Origin of the sequence: Streptomyces luteireticuli, assembly GCF_041519305.1 — a bacterium.
Lineage (GTDB): Bacteria > Actinomycetota > Actinomycetes > Streptomycetales > Streptomycetaceae > Streptomyces > Streptomyces luteireticuli.
The window spans coordinates 3,316,492-3,337,001 of record NZ_CP167927.1 but is presented as its reverse complement, the minus strand read 5'-3'; the positions used below and the strand labels follow the sequence as shown (position 1 = coordinate 3,337,001).

The 20,510-nt window shown below is 74.1% G+C and carries 16 protein-coding genes and 1 tRNA gene; 8 read left to right on the top strand and 9 right to left on the bottom strand.

Translation table 11 applies throughout. From position 1 onward, the window contains the following. The first annotated feature begins 52 nt into the window (after window positions 1-52). Window positions 53-421 carry a hypothetical protein gene (locus AB8735_RS14615; RefSeq protein WP_372407727.1) on the top strand — a complete coding sequence of 123 codons (369 nt, stop codon included), beginning with the start codon at window positions 53-55 and terminating at the stop codon, window positions 419-421. 187 nt (window positions 422-608) lie between these two features. Here the strand turns inward: AB8735_RS14615 and AB8735_RS14610 are convergent. After that, a tRNA-Arg gene (locus tag AB8735_RS14610) sits at window positions 609-681 on the bottom strand. Between the two features lie 315 nt (window positions 682-996). Here AB8735_RS14610 and AB8735_RS14605 point away from each other — a divergent pair. From AB8735_RS14605 to AB8735_RS14575, 7 genes are all read left to right on the top strand, one after another. Then, window positions 997-2,610 (top strand): dynamin family protein, encoded by a 1,614-nt coding sequence (locus AB8735_RS14605; protein WP_344031358.1) that lies wholly within the window; start codon window positions 997-999, stop codon window positions 2,608-2,610. Further along, entirely contained in the window at window positions 2,607-4,559 is a 1,953-nt protein-coding gene (locus tag AB8735_RS14600) for a GTPase (RefSeq protein WP_372407725.1), read from the top strand. The genes AB8735_RS14605 and AB8735_RS14600 overlap by 4 nt, the downstream gene beginning before the upstream one ends. 162 nt (window positions 4,560-4,721) lie before the next feature. Further along, the gene (locus AB8735_RS14595) at window positions 4,722-5,186 is read left to right on the top strand and encodes a single-stranded DNA-binding protein (RefSeq protein WP_372407723.1); all 465 of its coding nucleotides are present in this window, start codon (window positions 4,722-4,724) and stop codon (window positions 5,184-5,186) included. 287 nt (window positions 5,187-5,473) lie between these two features. Next, window positions 5,474-6,955, top strand: coding sequence for a Cys-Gln thioester bond-forming surface protein (locus AB8735_RS14590; RefSeq protein WP_372407722.1), 1,482 nt, complete (start codon window positions 5,474-5,476; stop codon window positions 6,953-6,955). A 156-nt stretch (window positions 6,956-7,111) separates the two neighbouring features. Beyond that, window positions 7,112-8,776 (top strand): energy-dependent translational throttle protein EttA, encoded by a 1,665-nt coding sequence (ettA, locus tag AB8735_RS14585; protein WP_344031324.1) that lies wholly within the window; start codon window positions 7,112-7,114, stop codon window positions 8,774-8,776. Window positions 8,777-8,778: 2 nt separating this feature from the next. Next, the gene (locus tag AB8735_RS14580) at window positions 8,779-9,216 is read left to right on the top strand and encodes an acyl-CoA thioesterase (RefSeq protein ID WP_372407720.1); all 438 of its coding nucleotides are present in this window, start codon (window positions 8,779-8,781) and stop codon (window positions 9,214-9,216) included. Beyond that, a complete protein-coding gene (locus AB8735_RS14575; RefSeq protein ID WP_372407718.1) occupies window positions 9,213-9,917 on the top strand; it encodes a hypothetical protein in 705 nt (234 codons plus the stop codon). The genes AB8735_RS14580 and AB8735_RS14575 overlap by 4 nt, the downstream gene beginning before the upstream one ends. 108 nt (window positions 9,918-10,025) lie before the next feature. Here AB8735_RS14575 and AB8735_RS14570 read toward each other — a convergent pair whose 3' ends face one another. The 8 genes from AB8735_RS14570 to AB8735_RS14535 all read right to left on the bottom strand — a co-directional run bounded on the left by AB8735_RS14570 (window position 10,026) and on the right by AB8735_RS14535 (window position 20,437). After that, the gene (locus tag AB8735_RS14570; protein WP_344031330.1) at window positions 10,026-10,430 is read right to left on the bottom strand and encodes a globin; all 405 of its coding nucleotides are present in this window, start codon (window positions 10,428-10,430) and stop codon (window positions 10,026-10,028) included. A gap of 46 nt (window positions 10,431-10,476) precedes the next feature. Continuing rightward, a complete protein-coding gene (locus AB8735_RS14565) occupies window positions 10,477-11,334 on the bottom strand; it encodes an FHA domain-containing protein (protein WP_344031332.1) in 858 nt (285 codons plus the stop codon). A gap of 65 nt (window positions 11,335-11,399) precedes the next feature. After that, a complete protein-coding gene (locus tag AB8735_RS14560) occupies window positions 11,400-12,713 on the bottom strand; it encodes a VWA domain-containing protein (protein WP_372407715.1) in 1,314 nt (437 codons plus the stop codon). Window positions 12,714-12,824: 111 nt separating this feature from the next. Then, window positions 12,825-13,985: a PP2C family serine/threonine-protein phosphatase gene (locus AB8735_RS14555; protein WP_344031335.1), complete on the bottom strand. Its 1,161-nt coding sequence runs from the start codon at window positions 13,983-13,985 to the stop codon at window positions 12,825-12,827. Between the two features lie 3 nt (window positions 13,986-13,988). Beyond that, window positions 13,989-16,481, bottom strand: a complete 2,493-nt coding sequence (locus AB8735_RS14550; protein WP_372407714.1) for a tetratricopeptide repeat protein — start codon at window positions 16,479-16,481, stop codon at window positions 13,989-13,991. Beyond that, window positions 16,478-17,809 carry a hypothetical protein gene (locus AB8735_RS14545; protein ID WP_344031339.1) on the bottom strand — a complete coding sequence of 444 codons (1,332 nt, stop codon included), beginning with the start codon at window positions 17,807-17,809 and terminating at the stop codon, window positions 16,478-16,480. Before AB8735_RS14545 ends, AB8735_RS14550 begins: the two co-directional genes overlap by 4 nt. Window positions 17,810-18,014: 205 nt before the next feature. After that, complete coding sequence (locus tag AB8735_RS14540; protein ID WP_372407713.1) at window positions 18,015-18,989, bottom strand: glutamate ABC transporter substrate-binding protein; 975 nt, start codon at window positions 18,987-18,989, stop codon at window positions 18,015-18,017. 17 nt (window positions 18,990-19,006) lie between these two features. After that, on the bottom strand, window positions 19,007-20,437 hold the full coding sequence (locus AB8735_RS14535) for a hypothetical protein (protein ID WP_372407712.1): 1,431 nt from the start codon (window positions 20,435-20,437) through the stop codon (window positions 19,007-19,009). Window positions 20,438-20,510 lie beyond the last annotated feature (73 nt).

The window sequence follows — 20,510 nt, the reverse complement described above, 5'->3', positions numbered from 1 at the left end:
ATCTCGGGGGAAGCTCAAGGAGGAGACGCGCGTTGTGCCTGGCCCGCCGCCCTTGACGAGGATTCTGCGCGAGTACATCAGGGAGGAGGGGCTGAAGCCTGGCGACCGGCTGTTCCCGGGGGAGAAGGGAGGCATCCTCTCAGGCTCGGTCACGCGCAGAGCGTGGCGGAGCGTCAGAAAGGAGGAGCTGACCGAGGTCGAGTACGCGTCCCCCATGGGTAAGCGGATCTACGACATCCGGCACACCCGTCTGACGAAGTGGCTCAACGACGGCATCCCGCCGGCACAGGCGGCGTACTGGGCGGGCAACAGTGTGGCCGTCCTGCTGTCCGTCTACGCCCAGTGCATCGAGGGACAGCTCCCGGACCTCAAGCGCCGGATGGAGGCGCAGGAGGACCTCATCGGGCTACCTGAGGACTGACCCCAGCCCGGAGAACTTCTCCGCTATTTCTCCGTGGCCACCCGTAGAACCCCGGTGACAGCCGGACAGCGCCGGACCTCCCCGTACTCCCGCGGGGCGGTCCGGCGCCCGCGGAAGGTCCGATGGGCATCGCGTTGACCAGCAAAAACGCCCCTCCCTGGCGGGGAGAGGCGTGAAAGAAACGGAGCGCCCCCGGCAGGACTCGAACCTGCGGCCAAGCGCTTAGAAGGCGCCTGCTCTATCCACTGAGCTACGGGGGCCGGATCGTGCGGCGGTCGCGGACGGCTGAAGCCCCGGGCTCGGTGGTGCCGTGACCTTGCCGGGGACAAGGATAGGGCTCCGCGTACCTCGTCCCGGTTGCTTCACCTCCGTGACACGATGTGGAGGTTCGGTGAAGCGGTCCTGATAATCGCAGGCGGGTGCGAATCGTGCACCGTTTTTGACGCCTCGCGCGACGGGTGTTGTGTACTCGTTATGCCGGGACCTCCCTGGGCCTCATTCGCCACGCCTCGCGCGCCAGGGGCTATACGCTTCAAAAACACATCAGAATTGGGCATTCTGCACACGTGGCGACCTTGGACGTACGGCCCCGACTGCTCGACGCGCTGTCCGCACTGCGTGACCGCGTCGACGCCGCACGCTTCCCCCTCCCCCTTCCCGGCGCCGCCCGCGCCCGTCGCAACCGGGTCGAACTGCTGGCGCAGCTCGACGACTACTTGGTGCCCCGGCTCTGCGCCCCCGAAGCGCCGTTGCTGGCGGTGGTCGGGGGGTCCACCGGGGCGGGCAAGTCCACCCTGGTGAACTCGCTGGTGGGGCGGCGGGTCACCGAGGCGGGGGTGCTGCGGCCCACCACGCACACCCCGGTTCTCGTCTGTCACCCCGATGACCACCACTGGTTCGCCGGGCCCCGGGTGCTGCCGGCGCTGCGCAGGGTCTGGGTGCCGTCCCAGGATTCCCAGGAGCCCGAGGGACCACAGGGCGGGGTGCCCGTACCGGAGGAGGACGACGGGCGGCCGGGGCTGCGGATCGAGACCGACCGCAGCCTGCCGCGCGGGCTGGCGCTGCTCGACGCCCCCGACATCGACTCGCTCGTGGCCCGCAACCGCGAGCTCGCCGCCGAGCTGATCTGCGCCGCCGACATCTGGGTCCTGGTCACCACCGCCACCCGCTACGCGGACGCCGTCCCCTGGCACCTGCTGCGCGCGGCCAAGGAGTACGACGTCACGCTCGTCACCGTGGTGGACCGGGTGCCGCACCAGGTCACCGGGGAGGTGGCCCGGCAGTTCGGGGCGCTGCTGGAGGCGGCCGGGCTGGGGGACGTCCCCCGGTTCACCATCCCCGAGCTGCCCGAGTCCGTCGCCGGCGGCAGCGGGCTGCTGCCCGTGACGGCCGTCGCGGGGCTGCGGTCCTGGCTGATCCAGCGGGCCCAGGACCCCGCCTCGCGGACCGTGGCCCGGGCCCGTACCGCCAACGGCGTCCTCGCCTCGCTCGGCACCCGGCTGCCGGGGCTCGCCGGGGCGGCGGCCATCCAGCACTCCGCCGCCGTCCGGCTGCTCCAGCGGGCCGAGGACGCCTACGGCCGGGCCGCCGAACGGGTGCGGCGCGACGCGGCCGCGGGCGAGGCGCTCGCCGGGGACGCGCTGACGCACTGGCGCGGATACCCGCGCGACAGCACGCCCGAGGAGCTGCTGACCGCGCTGACCAACGCCTTCACCGCCCTCCTGGGCTGCGCCGTGGACGCCGCGGACGAGGAGATCGCCACCGCCGACGCGGACGATCCCGCCGCGGGGACGGTGCTCGCCCCGCGCGACGCGGAGGGCGCCGCGGCCCGGATCGGGGTGGCCGTGCGCCACTGGCGGCGCTGCCTGGAGGAGATCGTGGAGGAGGAGGCGCGGGCCGCCGAGCGCGGCGCCCCCGCCGACACGGACCGGGTCACCGCCCTGCTCGCCGCGGCGCTGCTGGGCGGCCGGCGGGCCCTCGCCGCCGGGGAGGGCCTGGCCGAGACCGTGGGCGCGCAGAGCGCCCAGCGGCTGCGCGACCGCGGCGTCCTCCTCCTCGACGCGTGCATGGAACGGGTCCTGGACGCGGAGCGGGACCGCCGGACCGCTCCCCTCGAAGCCCTCGATGTGACGCCGGATCACCAGGTCGAGCTCATCGCGGTGTTGTCCGTACTCCAGAAGGAAAGGTGACCGCGGTGCACTCCGCCGACAGCCGCTGCGGGCAACAGCCGCCGCCCGCGCCCGACGACGCCGAACGCTCCTGGGACGACGGGCTGATCGCGCGCCGCGCGCGCCAGGAGCACGAGAAGGCCCACCCGGAGGAGCCCGCCGCGCGGCCCGCGCAGCCGCGGACCGCGACCGCGCTCGGGGGCACGCTCCTGTCCCGGCTCGACGCCCTGCGCGAGCTGGTCGGCCTGTCCCGGGCGCGGCTGGACGGCGCGATGCTCGCCGAGGCGGGGCGGGTGCTGGAGGAGGCCGCGGCGCGGCAGCGGCAGTCGCTCGACCTCACGGTGGTGGCGATCGCCGGATCGACGGGCAGCGGCAAGTCCACGCTGTTCAACGCGCTCGCCCGGGCCCAGCTCTCGGAGGCCGGGGTCCGCCGGCCCACCACCGCGGCACCCGTGGCCTGCGCCTTCGCCGACCGCGCCGACGGGATGCTGGACCGCCTCGGCGTCCCGGCCCGTTCGCGCCGGCAGCCGCCGCGCCCCTACGACCCGCAGCTCGCCGGCGTCGTCCTCCTCGACCTGCCCGACCACGACTCCGCCGCGGCCGGCCACCGGGAGCAGGTCGACCGGCTGCTCGGGCTGGTGGACGCGGTGATCTGGGTGGTGGACCCGGAGAAGTACGCGGACGCGGTGCTCCACGAGCAGTACCTGCGGCCGCTGGCCGGGTACGCGGAGGTGACCTTCGTCGTCCTCAACCAGCTGGACCGGCTCTCGGCGGACGCCGTGGACCAGGTGCTGGACGATCTGCGCCGACTGCTGGACGAGGACGGGCTGGCGCTCGGGGAGCACGGGGAGCCGGGGGCGACGGTGCTGGCACTGTCGGCGCTCACCGGCGAGGGGGTCGGTGAACTGCGCGAGGCGCTCGGCCAGTTCGCGGCCCGCCGGTGCGCGGCCGAGCTGCGGCTGACCGCCGATGTGGAGGGTGCGTCGCGGCGGCTGCGCCCGGCCTATGTGGCCGACGGGCGGCCGGGGCTGACCGACGGGACGCGGCTGGACTTCGAGGACCGGCTCGCGGAGGCGGTCGGTGCCCGCGCCTCCGGGCTGCGGGCCGAACGGACCTGGCTGCGGGCCGCCGAGCGGGCCTGCGGGACGGTGTGGGGCCGGGCGTGGCGGCTGTACCTGCGGCTGCGCGACCGGACGGGGGTGCCGGGGGCGGAGGACGAGGACGTGGCGCCGCAGCAGCGCCGGACGGCGTCGCGGCCGCTGGTGGAACAGGCCGTGCGGACGCTGGTGCACGAGGCGTCCGCCGGGCTGCCGGGGCCATGGGCCCTGGCCGTGCGCGAGGCGGCGGTGCGCGGGGCGGTGGGGCTGGCGGAGGCCCTGGACGAGGCGGGGGCCGCGGCTCCCGTCCCGGCCGCGCGCCGCGAGGGCGACACGGGCGGGTGGCGCACGGAGGGCATGTGGGCCTGGGCGGCCCGGAGCGGCGGGTGGCGGGCCGTGGGGCGGCGTACGGGGGTGTGGGGTGCGGGTGCGTGGTGCACGGGCGCCTGGCGCACGGGCGGTTGGACCGGGGCGCGGCGCACCGGGGCCGGGCGGACGCGGGGTGCGGAGGCGCCGCGGCTGGTGCGGCCCCGCTGGTGGGTGGTGGCCCTGGGGCTGCAGGTGACGTTCGTGGTGCTGCAACTGCTCGGGGCGGCGGGGCTGGTGGCCGAGATGGCCGGGGCGCTGAACCTGGAGTGGTGGATTCCGGGGGTGGTGGCGGCCGGGAGCGGAGCGGGTGCGCCGGCCCTGGCGTGGGGCTGCCGGATGGCGGCGCGGGGCCCGGCGCGGGCGTACGGGCTGGAGACGGAGCGCAGGCTGCGGGGTGCGGCCGCGTCGTTGGGGCGGGAGCGGGTGCTGGAGCCGGTGGCGGCCGAGCTGTTGCGGTACCGGGAGGTCCGGGCGCAGTTCGTGGTGGCGGCCGGGGAGATGTGACGGGGGGTTGGAGAGGGGGCGGCCGGGGCGCCTGTGGGTGACGGTGTTGTCCCCAACTCGGGCCTCGTCCACAGGCGTGAGCGGGATTCCGCCGGGGTGTGCACCATGGGGCCAGGACCCGGTCGCGGGGAGCGGCCGGGCGGTCGACGGGGGAGGCATGCGATGAACGAGACGCTGGTGACGGTCGTGGGCAATGTGGCGACCCAGCCGGACTTCAGGGAGACCTCTAACGGGTCGGCGGTCGCGCACTTCCGGCTGGCGGCGACGGTGCGCCGCTGGGACCGGGGGCGGGAGGAGTGGACGGACGCGCACACGAGCTTCTACTCGGTGTGGGCGTGGCGGACCCTGGCCTCCAATGTGGTCGCGTCCGTGACGATCGGCGAACCACTCATCGTCCGGGGGAAGTTGAGGATCACCTCGCAGGACCGGGACGGGAAACGCTGGGTGTCGGCGGACATCGACGCGCTCTCCATCGGTCATGACCTCGCCCGGGGCACCTCGGTGTTCCGCCGGGTGTCACCGGCCCGGCCGCTACCGGTCGAGCCGGTGCGGATGGCGGGTGTGGCGGCGCGGGCGGCGGCGGACGTGGAGGCGGCGGCCGGGGCGGTCGGGGCGGTCGCGCACTGAGGCGCCGTGTGCTGAAGGGCCGTGCGCTGAGGGGTCTTCAGGTGGTGGGCAACTGCCTTGCGAAATGGGTGCTTTGTCCTCGGGGATTTATCGATAATGCCGAGCTGAACACCTGATTCCGATAACGATTCCGATTCGGATCGGCCGTCCGGAAGGCCGGTGTGTTCAGAGGGTTGTACGCGCTCCCTAGGATCCCGTTCGTAGCAACGGGGGCTGCTGCTTCTTGGGTTGCCTGGTGAGGCCTGTGATGTGCTTCCGCGGCCGGCCGCCCATCCGAAAGGAAAGTCATGAGCTCTGTGTTGAGGCGCGGTTCCGCATGCCTCGCGACGGTCGCCCTGGCGGTGGCGCTGGCCGTGGCCGGTGCGGTGGGCCCGGCCGGCGCCGCCGTGGTGGAGGAGGGGCCGCAGGACGCGGGCGGCGTCGCCGCGACGCTCGGCGGCGAGATGACGGCCAAGGCGTGGGCGCACGTCAAGGGCGGCAGCAGACCCGGGAATGTGATGGCGGGCCTGTTCGAGATGAAGGTCGACGGCGGCGGCACCCTCCAGACCTACTGCGTGGACGTCAACACCGGCACCGTCAACGGCGCCGCGTACAAGGAGGTCGGCTGGAGCGAGTCGTCCCTGCAGAACAACCCCCGGGCGGGGAAGATCCGCTGGATTCTCCAGAACTCCTACCCCCGGGTCGACGACCTGGCCGCGCTGGCCCGGAAGTCCGGGGCCGGCACCCTCGACGCGGACCTCGCGGCCGCCGGTACCCAGGTCGCCATCTGGCGCTACTCGGACGGCGCGAAGGTCGAGGCGAACGACCCCGCGGCCGAGAAGCTTGCCGACTACCTCTACGACAACGCCGAGGACCTGAAGGAGCCCGCGGCCTCCCTCTCGCTCGGCCCCCTCGCCGTCTCCGGCAGGCCCGGCACCCGGATCGGCCCGGTCACCGTCCGCACCAACGCGGACGGCGTCACCGTCACCCCCTCCGGTGACGCCGGCCCCCGGAATGTGAAGATCGTCGACAAGGCGGGCAGGCCCGTCACCACCACGACCGACGGCGGACGGCTCTACTTCGACGTCCCCGCCGGCACCCCGGACGGCGGTGCCTCGTTCACGGCGGCGGTCAACACCGAGGTCCCCGTGGGCCGGGCGTTCATAGGGGACCGGATCCGGACCCAGACGATGATCCTGGCCGGTTCCAGCCGGAGCGCCGCGACGGCGGTCGCCACCGTCCAGTGGGCGAGGAAGGGCGCCGTCCCGGCGGTGTCCGCCCGGAAGAAGTGCGCCGAGGGCGGCCTGGAGGTCGCCGCGGGCAACCGGGGCGACAAGCCGTACGCCGTGGTGATCGACGGCAGGAAGCACCGGGTGGGGCCGGGCCGCTCACGGACCGTGCTGGTGAAGGCCGCCGAGGACCGGCCCTACCGGATCACGGTCACCGGGCCGGGGGGCTTCTCCAGGACCTTCTCCGGCGTCCTGGACTGCCGGACGGGCGCCCCGGAGGTCACCACGGCCACCGCCGTGGGCGACACGACCGGTGGCGCCGGCCCGTCCCCGTCCGGCTCCGGCCCGGGCACCGGCTCCCCGGGGAGCGCTCCGGCGGGCGGCTCCGGTTCCCCGGGGCGGTCCGGCCTGCCGGAGCCGGACGCCGACAGCGATCTCGCCGTCACCGGAAGCCGCGGTGCCTCCCCGGCCACCGTGGGCGTCGCGGCGGCGCTGGTCGTCGTCGGCGGCACGGCGGTCTTCCTCCTCCGCCGGAAGAGGACGGCGGCCACGGACGAGTGAGTCCCGTCGGCGGGCGGCCCGGGAACGGGGCGCCGGGCGCCCGCCGCGGGGAATCGCGTTTTCGTCCGGGGCCGCCGGTACGGCAAGATGGGATGTGTCTGCCCTCACGCGGGCGGAGCCGCACATTGGCCCTTCTCCACTGCCGGACGGTTTCCCTTGGCTGAGTACATCTACACCATGCGCAAGACGCGCAAGGCGCACGGCGACAAGGTCATCCTCGATGACGTGACGCTGAGCTTCCTGCCCGGCGCGAAGATCGGTGTGGTCGGCCCGAACGGCGCCGGTAAGTCCACCGTCCTCAAGATCATGGCCGGTCTGGAGCAGCCCTCCAACGGCGACGCCTTCCTGTCGCCCGGCTACAGCGTCGGCATCCTGATGCAGGAGCCGGAGCTCGACGAGTCCAAGACCGTCCTGGAGAACGTCCAGGACGGCGTCGCCGGGATCAAGGGCAAGCTCGACCGGTTCAACGAGATCGCCGAGCTGATGGCGACCGACTACTCGGACGCCCTGCTCGAGGAGATGGGCAAGCTCCAGGAGGAGCTCGACCACGCCAACGCCTGGGACCTGGACGCCCAGCTGGAGCAGGCCATGGACGCGCTGGGCTGCCCGCCCGCCGACTGGCCGGTCAACAACCTCTCCGGTGGCGAGAAGCGCCGCGTGGCGCTCTGCAAGCTGCTGCTGGAGGCCCCCGACCTGCTGCTCCTCGACGAGCCCACCAACCACCTCGACGCCGAGTCGGTGAACTGGCTGGAGCAGCACCTGGCCCAGTACGCCGGCACCGTCGTGGCGATCACCCACGACCGGTACTTCCTCGACAACGTCGCGGGCTGGATCCTGGAGCTCGACCGCGGCCGCGCCATCGGCTACGAGGGCAACTACTCCACCTACCTGGAGAGCAAGCAGGCCCGTCTCAAGGTCGAGGGGCAGAAGGACGCCAAGCGCGCCAAGCGCCTCAAGGAAGAGCTGGAGTGGGTCCGCTCCAACGCCAAGGGCCGCCAGGCCAAGTCCAAGGCGCGCCTCGCCCGTTACGAGGAGATGGCCGCCGAGGCCGACAAGATGCGGAAGCTGGACTTCGAGGAGATCCAGATCCCGCCGGGCCCGCGTCTGGGCTCGATCGTCGTCGAGGTCGAGAACCTCTCCAAGGCGTTCGGCGACAAGGTCCTCATCGACGACCTGTCGTTCACCCTGCCGCGCAACGGCATCGTGGGCGTCATCGGCCCCAACGGTGCCGGTAAGACCACCCTGTTCAAGATGATCCAGGGTCTGGAGAAGCCGGACTCCGGCAGCATCAAGGTCGGCGAGACCGTCAAGATCTCCTACGTCGACCAGAGCCGCGCCAACATCGACCCCAAGAAGACGCTGTGGGCCGTCGTCTCGGACGAGCTGGACTACATCAACGTCGGCCAGGTCGAGATGCCCTCGCGGGCGTACGTCTCGGCGTTCGGCTTCAAGGGCCCGGACCAGCAGAAGCCGGCCGGTGTGCTCTCCGGCGGCGAGCGCAACCGCCTCAACCTGGCGCTCACCCTCAAGCAGGGCGGCAACCTGCTGCTCCTCGACGAGCCGACCAACGACCTCGACGTCGAGACCCTCTCCTCGCTGGAGAACGCGCTGCTGGACTTCCCGGGTGCCGCCGTGGTCGTCTCCCACGACCGCTGGTTCCTCGACCGGGTCGCCACGCACATCCTGGCGTACGAGGGCGACTCCAAGTGGTTCTGGTTCGAGGGCAACTTCGAGTCCTACGAGAAGAACAAGATCGAGCGCCTCGGCCCGGACGCGGCCCGTCCGCACCGCGCCACCTACAAGAAGCTCACCCGGGGCTGAGCGTGGCGCGCCACATCTACTCCTGCCCGCTGCGCTGGTCGGACATGGACGCCTTCGGCCATGTCAACAACGCCGTCTTCCTGAGCTACTTGGAAGAGGCGCGGATCGACTTCATGTTCCGGCTGGCGCCGGGTGACGGGAGCCCGTCCTTCAAGGGCGGGTCCGTCGTGGCCCGGCACGAGATCGACTACCTGCGTCCGCTGGTGCACCGGTACGAGCCGGTGACGATCGAGACCTGGGTGACGAGGATCGGAGCCTCGTCGGCGACCGTGTCGTACGAGGTCAAGGACGCGGACGCGACGTATGTGCGGGCCAGCACGGTCGTCGTGCCGATCGATCTGGAGACGGGTCGGCCGCGGCGGCTCACCGAGGAGGAGAAGGTGCTGCTGGAGCAGTACCGGGACGAGGCGCCGGACTCCGAGGAGGCCGTCGCCGCATGACGGCTCCCGATCCTCTGCCCGGGCGGCAGTTGAGGTTCGCCGACGCCGGGGAGGCGGCCGGTCTGGCCGCCTTCCTCGCCCGGCTGATCCACTACGACCGGGCCGCGGTCGTGCGGCTCCAGACGGGCGGCGGCGTGCTCGCCGTCTTCGGCCGGCCGCCGTCCTTCGAGGTGCTCGCCATCCGGACCGCCCGGTTGCTGGACGAGGGCGTGTCCGATGTCACCGTGTCGGCGGGGCAGTTCGCGGACGCGGTCGACGCGGGAACGTCCTCCGGGGGCGGTCTCGTCGTCGACCTGCCCCCGGGTGTCACCGGCCCGCCCTGGACGGGTGTGCTGCCGCCGCGCGGCGGCTGGCGGCGGGTGGCCGGGATGCCGGACGCGGCGGCGGCGCGGGGCGCCGTCGGCGCGGCGGTCGCGGAGTTCCGTTCGCGGGACGAGGCGCTGCCGGAGCAGCGGCGTACGCGGGCCGAGCGGGACCGCATCGGGCGGGAGATCTGGTCGCGGACGCTGGGGGAGACGGGGCTGCCGTTGCGGGCGGTGCACGCGGCGCAGTCCCTCGGGTTCCTGGGGGCTGCTTCGGTGGCGGAGCCGCCGGTGCTGTTCGCTGCGGGGGGTTGGCTGCGGTTGTGGACGCCGTACGGGTCCGTCGTGGTGCGGACAGGTGGGACGGCGGCGGGGCTGTTGTCCGTCACGCCTGCGTGACGAGGGGGTTTTGCCCCTGCCCCGCCCTTTCACCGTTTCCCCGGGGCTCCGCCCCGGACCCCGAAACCGCGCTTCGCGCGGTTGTCCTCAAACGCCGGACGGGCTGACCTACTCCGGCGTATTGATCATCGACGCCGCCGCATACGTCAGGTACTTCCACAGCTGCTCTTCGTGCTCGGGGGACAGGCCCAGCTCGTCCACCGCCGCGCGCATATGTGTCAGCCACGCGTCGTGGGCGGCGCGGTCCACCGTGAAGGGGGCGTGGCGCATGCGCAGCCTGGGGTGGCCGCGGTTCTCGCTGTAGGTGCGGGGGCCGCCCCAGTACTGCATGAGGAACGTGGCCATGCGGTCCTCGGCCGGGCCGAGGTCCTCCTCCGGGTACATCGGCCGCAGCAGCGGGTCCGCGGCCACGCCCTCGTAGAAGCGGCGGGTCAGACGCCGGAAGGTCGCCTCGCCGCCGACCTGCTCGTAGAAGGTCTGCTCCGGGAGCGTGCCGTGCGGGATCTCGTTCACCTCTCCATGGTCGCAGATGGGCGGAGGAGGACTCCGGGCGTAGGACTCACCCCCGGCGGACGGTGATCGTCGTCCAGGCGCCGACGTGCACCCGGTCGCCGTCCTGGAGCGGGACGGGGACGTAGGGCTGGATCGGGTCCTCGGAGGCGTTGATCGTGGTGCCGTTGGTGGAGTCCTGGTCGACCACGGCCCAGCTGCCGTCGGGCTGCTCGACGAGCACGGCGTGCTGGTGCGAGACGCCCGGGTCCTCCGGCGGCCGGGAGAGGTCGATGTCGGGGGACTCCCCGGTGCTGTGCCGGCGGCGGCCGATGGTGATCTGGGGGCCGGTGAGCCGGCACTGCTGCTCGGGCGAGTACGCGGGCAGGTTCAGGCCCGCCGCCTCCGGGCCGCTGCGGTTCATCATGGAGAGGAAGTAGTCGCGGTCGGGGGCTATGACGGCGATCCAGCCGGCCGGGGCGCTCGGCGGCGGCAGGATCCAGTCGCCGTCGTCGGGGCCCGGGACCGGGGGCTGCGGGGCGAGTGGCTCGGCCGGGCGGTTGATCCGGGACGGCCGGGACCCGTGGTACTCAAAGGTGTGCGGGGGCTGGGGGTGCGGCGGCGGGGGAGGGGCCGACTCGAAGCCCTGGGGCTGCGGGGGCGCCACATACGGCGAGGGCGACTGCAGCATGAAGTTGTAGGCGCACTCCTCGCAGAAGGGGGCCTGGGCCTCGCGGGGCGTCCGGCACTGCGGGCACAGCTCCGCCTGCACGGTCGCTTCCGCGGCGGGGCCGGGGTAGACGGGCGGGGACGGTGGCGGGGGCGGGGGCACGGGCCCCGTGGCCGCGGGTGTCCCGGACATCCGGTGCCCGCACACCTCGCACCAGTCGTCGGCCACCGACTGGTGGCCGTTCGGGCAGGTCGGCATGGTCGGTCGTCTCCCCCTCTTGCGCCGTGTCCAACTGGCGTGGCACTGCTGCTACTTCTTCGCCGTCACTTCTTCACCCGGACCGTCCTCGTGGACCGCGTCTCGAGCGTCTTCTCCGCCTCGGCGGAGACCTTCGCCTTCAGCCGCACAGTACCGTTCACCGCGTCCACCACGTCCACCACCTTCGCCAGCAGCTTGGCGGTGTCCTCGTTCCCCGAGCGGTTGGCGAGCTGAACGGCCCTCCCCAGCTTGGCTGTTGCTCCGTCCAGATCGCCCGACTTGCGCAGTTCGAGGCCCTGTTGGATGGCCTGGGCCAGCTCGGCCTGGCCGGTGTAGTGGGCGACCTGCGGGTTGATGGTGGTCGAGGCCGCCAGATCGTCCGTCCACACCGCCCGGACCAGGCCCTGGGCGAGGACCTCCGGCGCCGGTCCGCCGGGGGCGGGCCGGACGAGCGAGGCGCGGGCCGCCAGCATCTCGTGGCCCACCCCGGCGTCGGGGACGCGGACGCAGACGTGGTAGTCGCGGGACTCGTCGCCCCAGGAGCCGGTGGGGTAGTCGGCCGCGCGCGGGCCGGCCTCGATACGACGGTCCGTCAGATCCCGGACGTTCGGGGCGACCTGTTTGACGAAGGCCACCTCGGCGCCCTGGGGGGTCCACAGCCGCAGGGAGACGTCGGCGAGCTCCTTGCCCATCGCGTTCTCCATCATCCCGGTGAAGTCCGCGGCCAGTCCGGCGGGATCGGCGACGATGTCGGCGCTGCCGAGCAGGGCCGAGGCGATGCCCGTGACCTCCTTCACCTCCCAGTCCGTTCCCACGCCCCGGGCGTCACAGGTGAACCGCCCCGTGCAGGCCTCCAGGGTGGCGCGGAGGGCGTCCGGCTCCTCGTGCTCGTTGCGGCCGTCGGTGAGCAGGACGCCATGGCGTATGGAGGCGCCGGTCGTGGCCAGCAGCCGGTCGGCCAGGCGCAGCCAGGTGCCGATGGCCGTGCCGCCGCCCGGACCGATCCTGCGCAGCGCCTCCTTGGCCTGGGCGCGGGTGGCGGCGTCGGCCACCGCGAGCCGTCCGGCGCCGGGGTAGACCTCCTTGGCCTGGTGGGTGCCGGCCACCACCGCGAAGGAGACGCCGTCGCGCAGGACGTCGATGGCGGCGGCCGTGGCCTGACGGGCGTTGCGCATCTTGGTGGGCGGGTAGTCCATGGAGCCCGAGCAGTCCACCATGATCACCACGGCGGTGTCGGGGGCGGACGCGCCGGAGGTGCCGCCTCCGGTGGACGTGACCGTGACGATCGCGTTGACCTCGCGGCCGCCCTCGGGCAGGAACTCGTTCTGGTAGACGTCGACGGAGAACCGGGGCGCCTCCGGCTTGGCGAACTGGGACATCCGTTCCGCTCCTTCGCAACTCACCTGATCCGGGTGGTGGCAGGGCGGACGGGCGCGCACGATGCCCCCCGGCACCGGCGCGCTGATCCCCCCCCGTGACGCCGTCCGGCGTCAGGCCGTTCCCGCCCCTTCCGTACGGGCGGGGAACGGCAGTACCGCAACGGTTACGTTGTCGTGGCCCCCGCCGTCAAGGGCGTAGCCGACGAGATGGCGCGCGGTCTCCAGGGGACGGTCGCGGGCGTCGGCCGGGATGACGGCGGCCATCTGCTCCGCCGTCTCGGCGTAGTTCCACAGGCCGTCGGTACAGACGATCACGACGCCGGGCCGGTCCGGGTGGAACGCGGCGGTGTGCGGCTCCACTTCGTAGGCGTCGGCGCCGAGCCAGCCGGTGATGGCATGGGCGCGCTCGTCCGCGTACGCCTCGGCCTCCGACAGCAGTCCGGCGGCCACCATCTGGGCGGCCCAGGAGTCGTCCTCGGTGAGCCGGGCCGGCTGGGTGGTGCGGTCGTCGGGCACCCAGTAGGCCCGGCTGTCGCCGACCCAGCCGATCGTCAGCAGCTCGCCCGTGATCACCGCGCTGACGATGGTGCAGGCCGGGGCGTTCTCCTGCTGGTAGCGCTGGTGCTCGCGGGGCCGGTGGCCGCCCGCGGCCAGGGCGCTGACGCGCTCGGCGGCCTCCAGGATCGCCCGGTGGGTGGCCTCGCGCGCCGGGGTGCCGGCGGCGAGGGCGGTCTCCAGGGCGGTGAGGGCGCCCGAACTGGCCGCGGCCGACGCCTCGTCCGAGCGCGCCGCGGACGACACGCCGTCGCAGACGACGGCGAGGACGGCGGGGCCGCCGTCCGGCAGGGCCGTGGTGGCCACGGCGTAGGCGTCCTCGTTGCGGTGGTGGCGCAGACCGCGGTCGCTGACCGCGGCGACGCCTGCCGTCTCGTGCTCCATGTGATCCCGTTCGCGCGGCTGTGCATGCCCGCAGTGTTCGCAGTACCCGTCGTCGTCGATCATGCCGGACCGGCAGGCGGCACACGCGCGCCGACCGGCCGCGCCGCCCGTGCCGTGGACCGTCTGCACCGGCACGCCGGGCGGCGCCGGGGGCCGCCCCTCCGCCTCGCGCAGCCGGACGGCGCTCCGCGCCCGGGCGTCACCGGCCGGGCCGGGCGCGGGGGCCGCCGAGAGGTCCACGCCGCATCCGCCGCAGTAGTTGTCGGCCGGCTCCAGCGGCTCCTGGCAGACGGGACAGGCCGTCCGCTCGGCGGCTTGCGGCAGTTGCGACATCGATCACACCCATGTCCTGGGGCGGAAACGGTTGGCCCGCTCCACCAGTTCGATCCGTTCCTCACCGCGGCGGGCGAGGCGTGCGAGCACACGGTACGAGCGCTCCAGCCCGAAGCGCAGGCTCCGTTCGTCCACCCCGCCGCCCAGCAGGGTGAGCCCGGGGCCGGACGCGGGCGGTGGCGCGCCCGTGCTGCCCGAGAGCACCCAGTCCAGCGCGGTGCCCAGCACCTCCGTGGCGAGCCGCTCGCGGCGCACCGGGTCCAGGCCGAAGCCGTCCAGCCGCTCCACCTGGCCGGCGGCGGCGCTCAGGTCGTCGAACAGCCGCTCCTGCGGGGAGCGCTGCCGCAGCCGGGCGCGGACCGCCGCGACGCGGGCCGCCGTGAAGTGGATGGACGCCTCGGGCACGGACTCCAGCGTCTCCACCGCGCCCGCGCGGTCCCCGGCGGCCAGCCGCACCCGGGCCAGCCCGAAGGCGGCGCCGACGAAGCTCGGGTCGGTGGCCCACACCAGGCGGTAGTACTCGGCGGCGTTGTCCAGCTGGCCGAGCACCTCCGCGCACACCCCCAGCGCCAGCTTGGGGGCGGGCTCGCCGGGGAACGCGTCGTAGACGGCGTCGAAGGAGACCGCCGCGGTCTCCCGGTCACCGGTGACCAGCGAGTGGAGCCCGCGGTACCAGATGACCCGCCAGTCGTCGGGGTGCTCGGTCTCCAGGGCGGCCATCGCCCGCCCGGCGTCGGCGAGTTCGCCCAGCTCCAGCTGGGCGCGCACCTGGCGCAGCCGCAGCTCCGGCGAGGTGACCGGCGCGGCCCGGAGCGCGGCGGCGAGCTCGGCGGGCTGGGAGGAGAGCAGGCCCGCGAGGAAGCCCGCGTTCGGGTCGGCCGGGTCGGCCACGGGGACGGGCAGGGCGAAGGCGGCGGCCCGGACGTCGAGCGGGGCGACGGAGGGCGCCGGGGAGGCGGGGGCCGCGGGCAGGGCCGCCCGCCGGCGGCCTCCCGGGGCCCGGCCGCCCAGCGCGGACGGGTCCTCGGTCCGCTCGGCGAACAGGACGGTGTCCACCACCCGCGGCTCCGGGCCGAACAGATGCGACAGCGCCGGCCGGGGCTTTCCCGTCTGGAGCGCGACGACCTCCCGCAGCACCCCCGTCAGCTGCTCCGCCATCTCGGCCGCGGAGGAGAACCGGCGCGCCGGGTCGGGGTCGGTGGCCCGCACCAGGAGCCGGTAGAAGGACTCGTAGCGGCGGAAGACCTCGATGTGGTCCGGGTCGGGCAGGCTGTCCGCGAAGACGTTGGTGTAGCCCTGGAAGTCGAAGGTCAGCACGGCCAGGGTGCGGGCGACGGTGTAGAGGTCGGAGGCGACCGACGGGCCGACCTCGGCGACCTCGGGGGCCTGGTAGCCCACCGTGCCGTAGATGGCGCTCTCCTCGTCGTCCGCCCGCCGGACCGCGCCCATGTCGATCAGCTTGAGCTGGTCCTGCTGCTGGATGGCGTTGTCCACCTTGAAGTCGCAGTACAGGAGGTTGCGGCTGTGCAGGTGGCCGAGCGCCTCCAGCGCCTCGATGCCGTAGGCGCAGGCCTGTTCCACCGGCAGCGGGTCGCGCCGGCCGTCGGACAGCCGGCGCTCGTTGGCGATGTCCTTGAGGGACTTGCCGCCGACGTACTCCATGACGATGTAGCCGTCGAGGCTGCCGGTCCGCTGGTCGAGATGCTCGACGAAGTTGTAGATGCGGACGATGTTCGAGTGCTCGATCTCGGCGAGGAAGCGCCGCTCGGACAGGGCGACCGCGAGCGCGTCCTCGTCGCCGGTGTCGAGCAGGCCCTTGAGGACGACCCAGCGGTCGGAGACGGCGCGGTCTATCGCCAGATAGATCCAGCCCAGGCCGCCGTGCGCCAGACAGCCGGCCACCTCGTACTGGCCGTGCACCACGTCACCGGCGCGCAGCTTGGGGACGAACGAATACGGATGGCCGCACTTGGTGCAGAAGCCCTCGGTGCGGCCGGGGCGGTCGCCGCGCGAACGGCCCACCGGCTCCCCGCAGTCGCTCCGCGAGCAGAACCGCTTGCGCTCGGGGACCTCCGGATCCGCCAGCACGGCCGAGCGCGGGTCGGGGCGCGGCACGCCCGGCACGCTCACCAGGCCCGCGCCGAGCCGGTTGCGGCCGGAGGCGGCGGTGTTCGACTGCGAGCTGCGCACCGACACCGAGCGGGAGCCGCCCTCGCCCGCGCCGGCCGTCGACCGGGAGAGCCGGCCCGAGACGGACCTCCGCGAGGACGAGGAGCGGGCCGAGGTGCGGGAGCTGGGCGCGCTGTGCGGGGCGCCGTGGGTGATGCCGGTGGGCGGGGACGAGAGCGACCCGTCGGGCGCGACGACCGGGGCGAGACCGCAGGTGTCGCAGTACGTCCCGCCGCCGCCCACGTCCTCGTACGCGCCCGTGCAGCCGGGCCGCTGGCAGGCGCCGGCCGTGATGCCCGCGGTGGTGCCGGTGGTGTTGCCGCTCATGAATCCCCCCTGCGGTCGATGACACCCTGGCCGAAGCTTCCGGTTCCGCCCGCGGGCGGCGCAAGGGCCTCGGCCATGGCGTGCTGGTAGCGCAGCACGGCCTGCTCCGCGGCCAGCAGGTCGCAGGGCGCGCTCCACAGCTTGCGGCGGGCCGCGTCGTACCGCTCGCCCAGGACGGGGTCCTCCGCGAGGCCGTGCCGGGCGGCCTTCGCCCGGTACGCGTCCAGCCGGCCGCGCAGTTCGGCCCGGACGGCCAGCGGCGCGGTGACCGCCGTCAGCGACTCCCGGGCCCGCGCCAGCTCCTCCTCGGCGCGCTGCTCCAGCCCCTCCAGCAGCGGCGAGAGCCGGTGCCAGCGGGCCCGTCTGCGGTGCTCGGCGGCGGCCGAGAGCTGCTCGTAGAGCACGGTCGGCGGGCCGGAGACGGCGGGCACCTCGGACGCGGCGATCTTCGACAGCACCTCGACCCGGGCCTGGCGGGCCTCGGTGAGCGTGCGGTCGGCCCGGGAGAGCACGTCGCGCACCCGCATCAGCCGCTGCTCCGCGTCCTGCCGGACGGTCAGCACGGCCTCGATCTCGCGGCGGACGTCCTCCAGGGCGCGGGCGGCCCGGTCGTAGCGCTCGGTGTCGGGGCGGCCGCCGCCCGGGCCGGAGCTCGGCGAGGCGCCGGTCCAGAAGGCGACCGGGTCCGCCACGACGGCGGCCCGCAGGGCGGCCAGCTCCCGGGTGATGTCCTCCAGGTCGTCGCCGGCGGGGTGTTCGCCGGGGCGCACGCCGACCGAGTGGGCCAGGGAGAGGGTGCGCCGGAGCTCGGCGGCGAGCAGGTCGATCCGGGCCGGGAGCGCGGACCAGACGGCGTCGGCGATGACGACGACGTCGAGCGCCTGGGCGTACCAGCCGTTCATCCGGTCGACGAGCTCCGCCAGGCTCAGCTGCTCGCTGAGCCTGGCGGTCGGGACCGGGGAGGCGGCGGTGGCGGACGGGGTGCCGCCGGGCAGGGTGACCCGGGCGCCGGTCAGCAGGTCGGTGAGCTCGCCCAGTTCGGCCTGGGTGGGCCAGCGGCGGCGGGCGCGGAGCTCGCGGGCCGCGGTGAGGGCGTCGGTGTAGGCGTCGAAGTACGTCCACAGCCGGTTGATGAGCTGCTCGGCGACCGCCCACCGGTCGCGGGTGGCGCCGTCGAGCTCGGCGCCCTCCAGCAGTCTGCGGCCGGCGTGGTCCTGCAGGGCGAGCAGCGAGGATTCGACAGCCTCGTGCTCCGCGCCGAGCCTCGCCAGGGCGCGGTCCACCTCCTCGCGGCTCAAGACCGGCCCGGTGGGCCCCGCGACCGCCATCGGTCCCCTCTCCTGTCCGCGGCGCGCGCCGCTCCGTGCGTACGGTGCCGTGCTGAGTGTGTGCCGTCCGCCGCGGTGCCGCGGGCGGGCGTCCCGCCGGTGTCCCTCCCCCTGCTCCGTGTCCCCCCGCTCCGTGTCCCCGCCGGGTTCCGGTGCCGGTCCGGCGCCCGTTCCCGTGCCTGTCCTCAGTGTGCGGCAGGCCTTGTCAGTCCCGGTACTTGGGCTCCGGCGGCGCCGTGATCCCGAGGTTCGCCCGGTCCAGCCAGGTGCGGTAGGACACCATCCAGGGGCTGTCGGCGCCGCCCCTGCGGTAGTCGTCCAGAACCGCGTTGACCCGGCGTACCAGGTCTTCGGAGCCCCGGTTCATCGCCACGCCGTAGTACTCGGTGGTGAACGGTTTGCCGACCAGTCCCACGGACGGGTCCTGGGCCGCCTGTCCGGCGGCCAGGGCGTTGTCGGTGAGCACTGCATCGACCTGGCCGAGCTGGAGGCGGACCAGGCAGTCCAGTTGGTTCGGGACGGTCGTCACCCGGACCGAACGGCCCTTCTTCGACAGCTCCGTCTCGGCCGTGGAACCGGAGGCCGCGCAGACCGTGCGCCCGGTCAGGCTGCCGTCGTCGAAACCGGTGACGGGCGAGCCCTTGGGGGCGAGCAGCTGCTGGCCCGCCTCGAAGTAGGCGGTGGAGAAGGCGACTTCCTTGATCCGGGTGCAGTTGATGGTCATCGTACGGGCGACGATATCCACCTTGCCCGACTTCAGTGCGGGAATGCGCTGATTGGTGGGGATCGCCAGGAAGGCCACTTTGTTCGGGTCGCCCAGGAGGGACTTGGCGATCGCCCGGACGAGGTCGATGTCGAAGCCGTTGAGCCTGCCGGTGGCCGGGTCGCGGTAGCCCCAGCGGTAGCTGTTCTGGTCGACGCCCGCGATCAGCCATCCGCGCTCCTTGATCCGGCGCACGGCCGGGCCGTCCGCGGTGGACGGGCGCAGGCTCGCCTCGGGGTCGGTGCACTCGGCGGGCGGGGCGGTGGCCGCGGCGGGCCGGGGGGTGCCGTACGGAGCGCCCCGGGCCGCCGTCGCCGTCCCCGCCCCCGGCCCGGGCAGGGCGAACGCGGCCAGCGCCGCCGCCGTGGTCCAGACGGCCGTCCTGACCGCCCCGGCCGTCGCCTTCCGTCCTCGCATGTCCCCGCCTCCCCTGGTCACCGGTACTCCGACAGCCGGCGGCCGATGCCGAGCACCGCCCCGGCCGCGCCCAGCACCGCGAGCACCGCGGCGCCCACGGCCAGACCGGTCAGGGCCTCCCGCCCGTCGTCGGCCGCACCGCGGAAGACGTCCTGCTCGTGGTCCAGCGCCTGCTGCAGGGCCTTGTCCACATGGTCGAACGCCTCGCCCGTGCTCTGCTCCGGGCCGATCACCTGCGGCAGGGCCCGCTCGTAGTCCCCCGCGTCGTCGGCCGCCCGGGCGCCGGTGTGCCGCTTCTGCCACTGCTCCACCCCGGCGATCGCCGTCTCCACCGGATCGTGCCCGGCGGAGCCGTCCGCCAGGGACCGGGCGCGGGCCAGCAGGCTGCCCTGCCGGGGCTCCGCCGTGCCGTCGCCGAACAGGTCGCGCATGCTCGCCCGGTAGCCCTCCTCGTAGGCGTCCTTGCCCTGGGGGGTGAGGACGGCGCCGCGCGCCACGAGCGTCAGGTTCTCCGCGCCGCGGGCCTGGAGGGAGCTGATCCGGGCGGTGTTGAGCACCTGGAGCGACCGGGCGCCGTGGTCGTACGAACTCCCCAGATCCGCCCGGGCGACGCCGTGGCCCACCACCAGCCACAGCAGCACCACGCCGGAGGCTGCGGTCGCCGCCAGCAGGCCGTGGTTGAACACCCGGTTGGTGCGCAGATACGTACGGCGCTGGGCCCAGCCGAGGGCGCCGAGCGTCAGTACGCCGAGCGCGAGCGCGGCCCACGGCCAGGACTCCGCGCTGTCGTAGTCCGCGTCGAGCCGGCCCGTCTCGGCCTCGTAGAGCCGCCGGGCGGCGGGCAGCAGGTCCTTCTGCATCTGGTCGCTGGCGTAGCGGAGATAGGCGCCGCCGAGGGGCAGGCCCTGGCGGTTGGTGGCGCGGGCCTGTTCCACCAGGCCGGTGTAGACCGGGAGTTGCTCGTTGAGCGTGGCGATCTGCGCGCGCTCGGAGCGGGAGCCGCCGGTGCTGGCCGCGGCCTTGACCAGCAGCTCCGAGGCGTTGGCGATGTCCTTCTCGTAGCGCCGGCGGACCGCGCGGGGCTCCTTCCCGCCGGCCAGGAAGCCGCTGGCCGCGGTGGTGTCCGCGTCCGCCAGGGAACGGTAGAGGTCCGCGGCGGCGGCGCTCAGCGGCTGGCTGCGGTCCACGACGGCGTCGGCGGCCGCGGCCCGGTCGGTCACCTGCCAGGCGGTGACGGCGCCGAAGAGGACGAGGGCCGCGGCGAGGGCGGCACCGAGGGTGCGGAGGCGGCCGGGCTCCGTGGTGGCGGCTCTGCGGAGGCGGGTGAGGGCTTCGCGCCAGGCGGGTTGCCCAGGGGCCGGGCCCGGGGCCGGGCTTGCGCCCGTGCCCGGGCTCGGCCCCACGGCCGTGGTCGTCTGCGCCGCGGCTGTCTGCTGCGGATGTGGCACGAGACCCCCCCTTGGTCGTCGGTGGTAGCAGTATGGCGGGAGGGGGTGACAAACACACCGGGTGTGGGGGTCG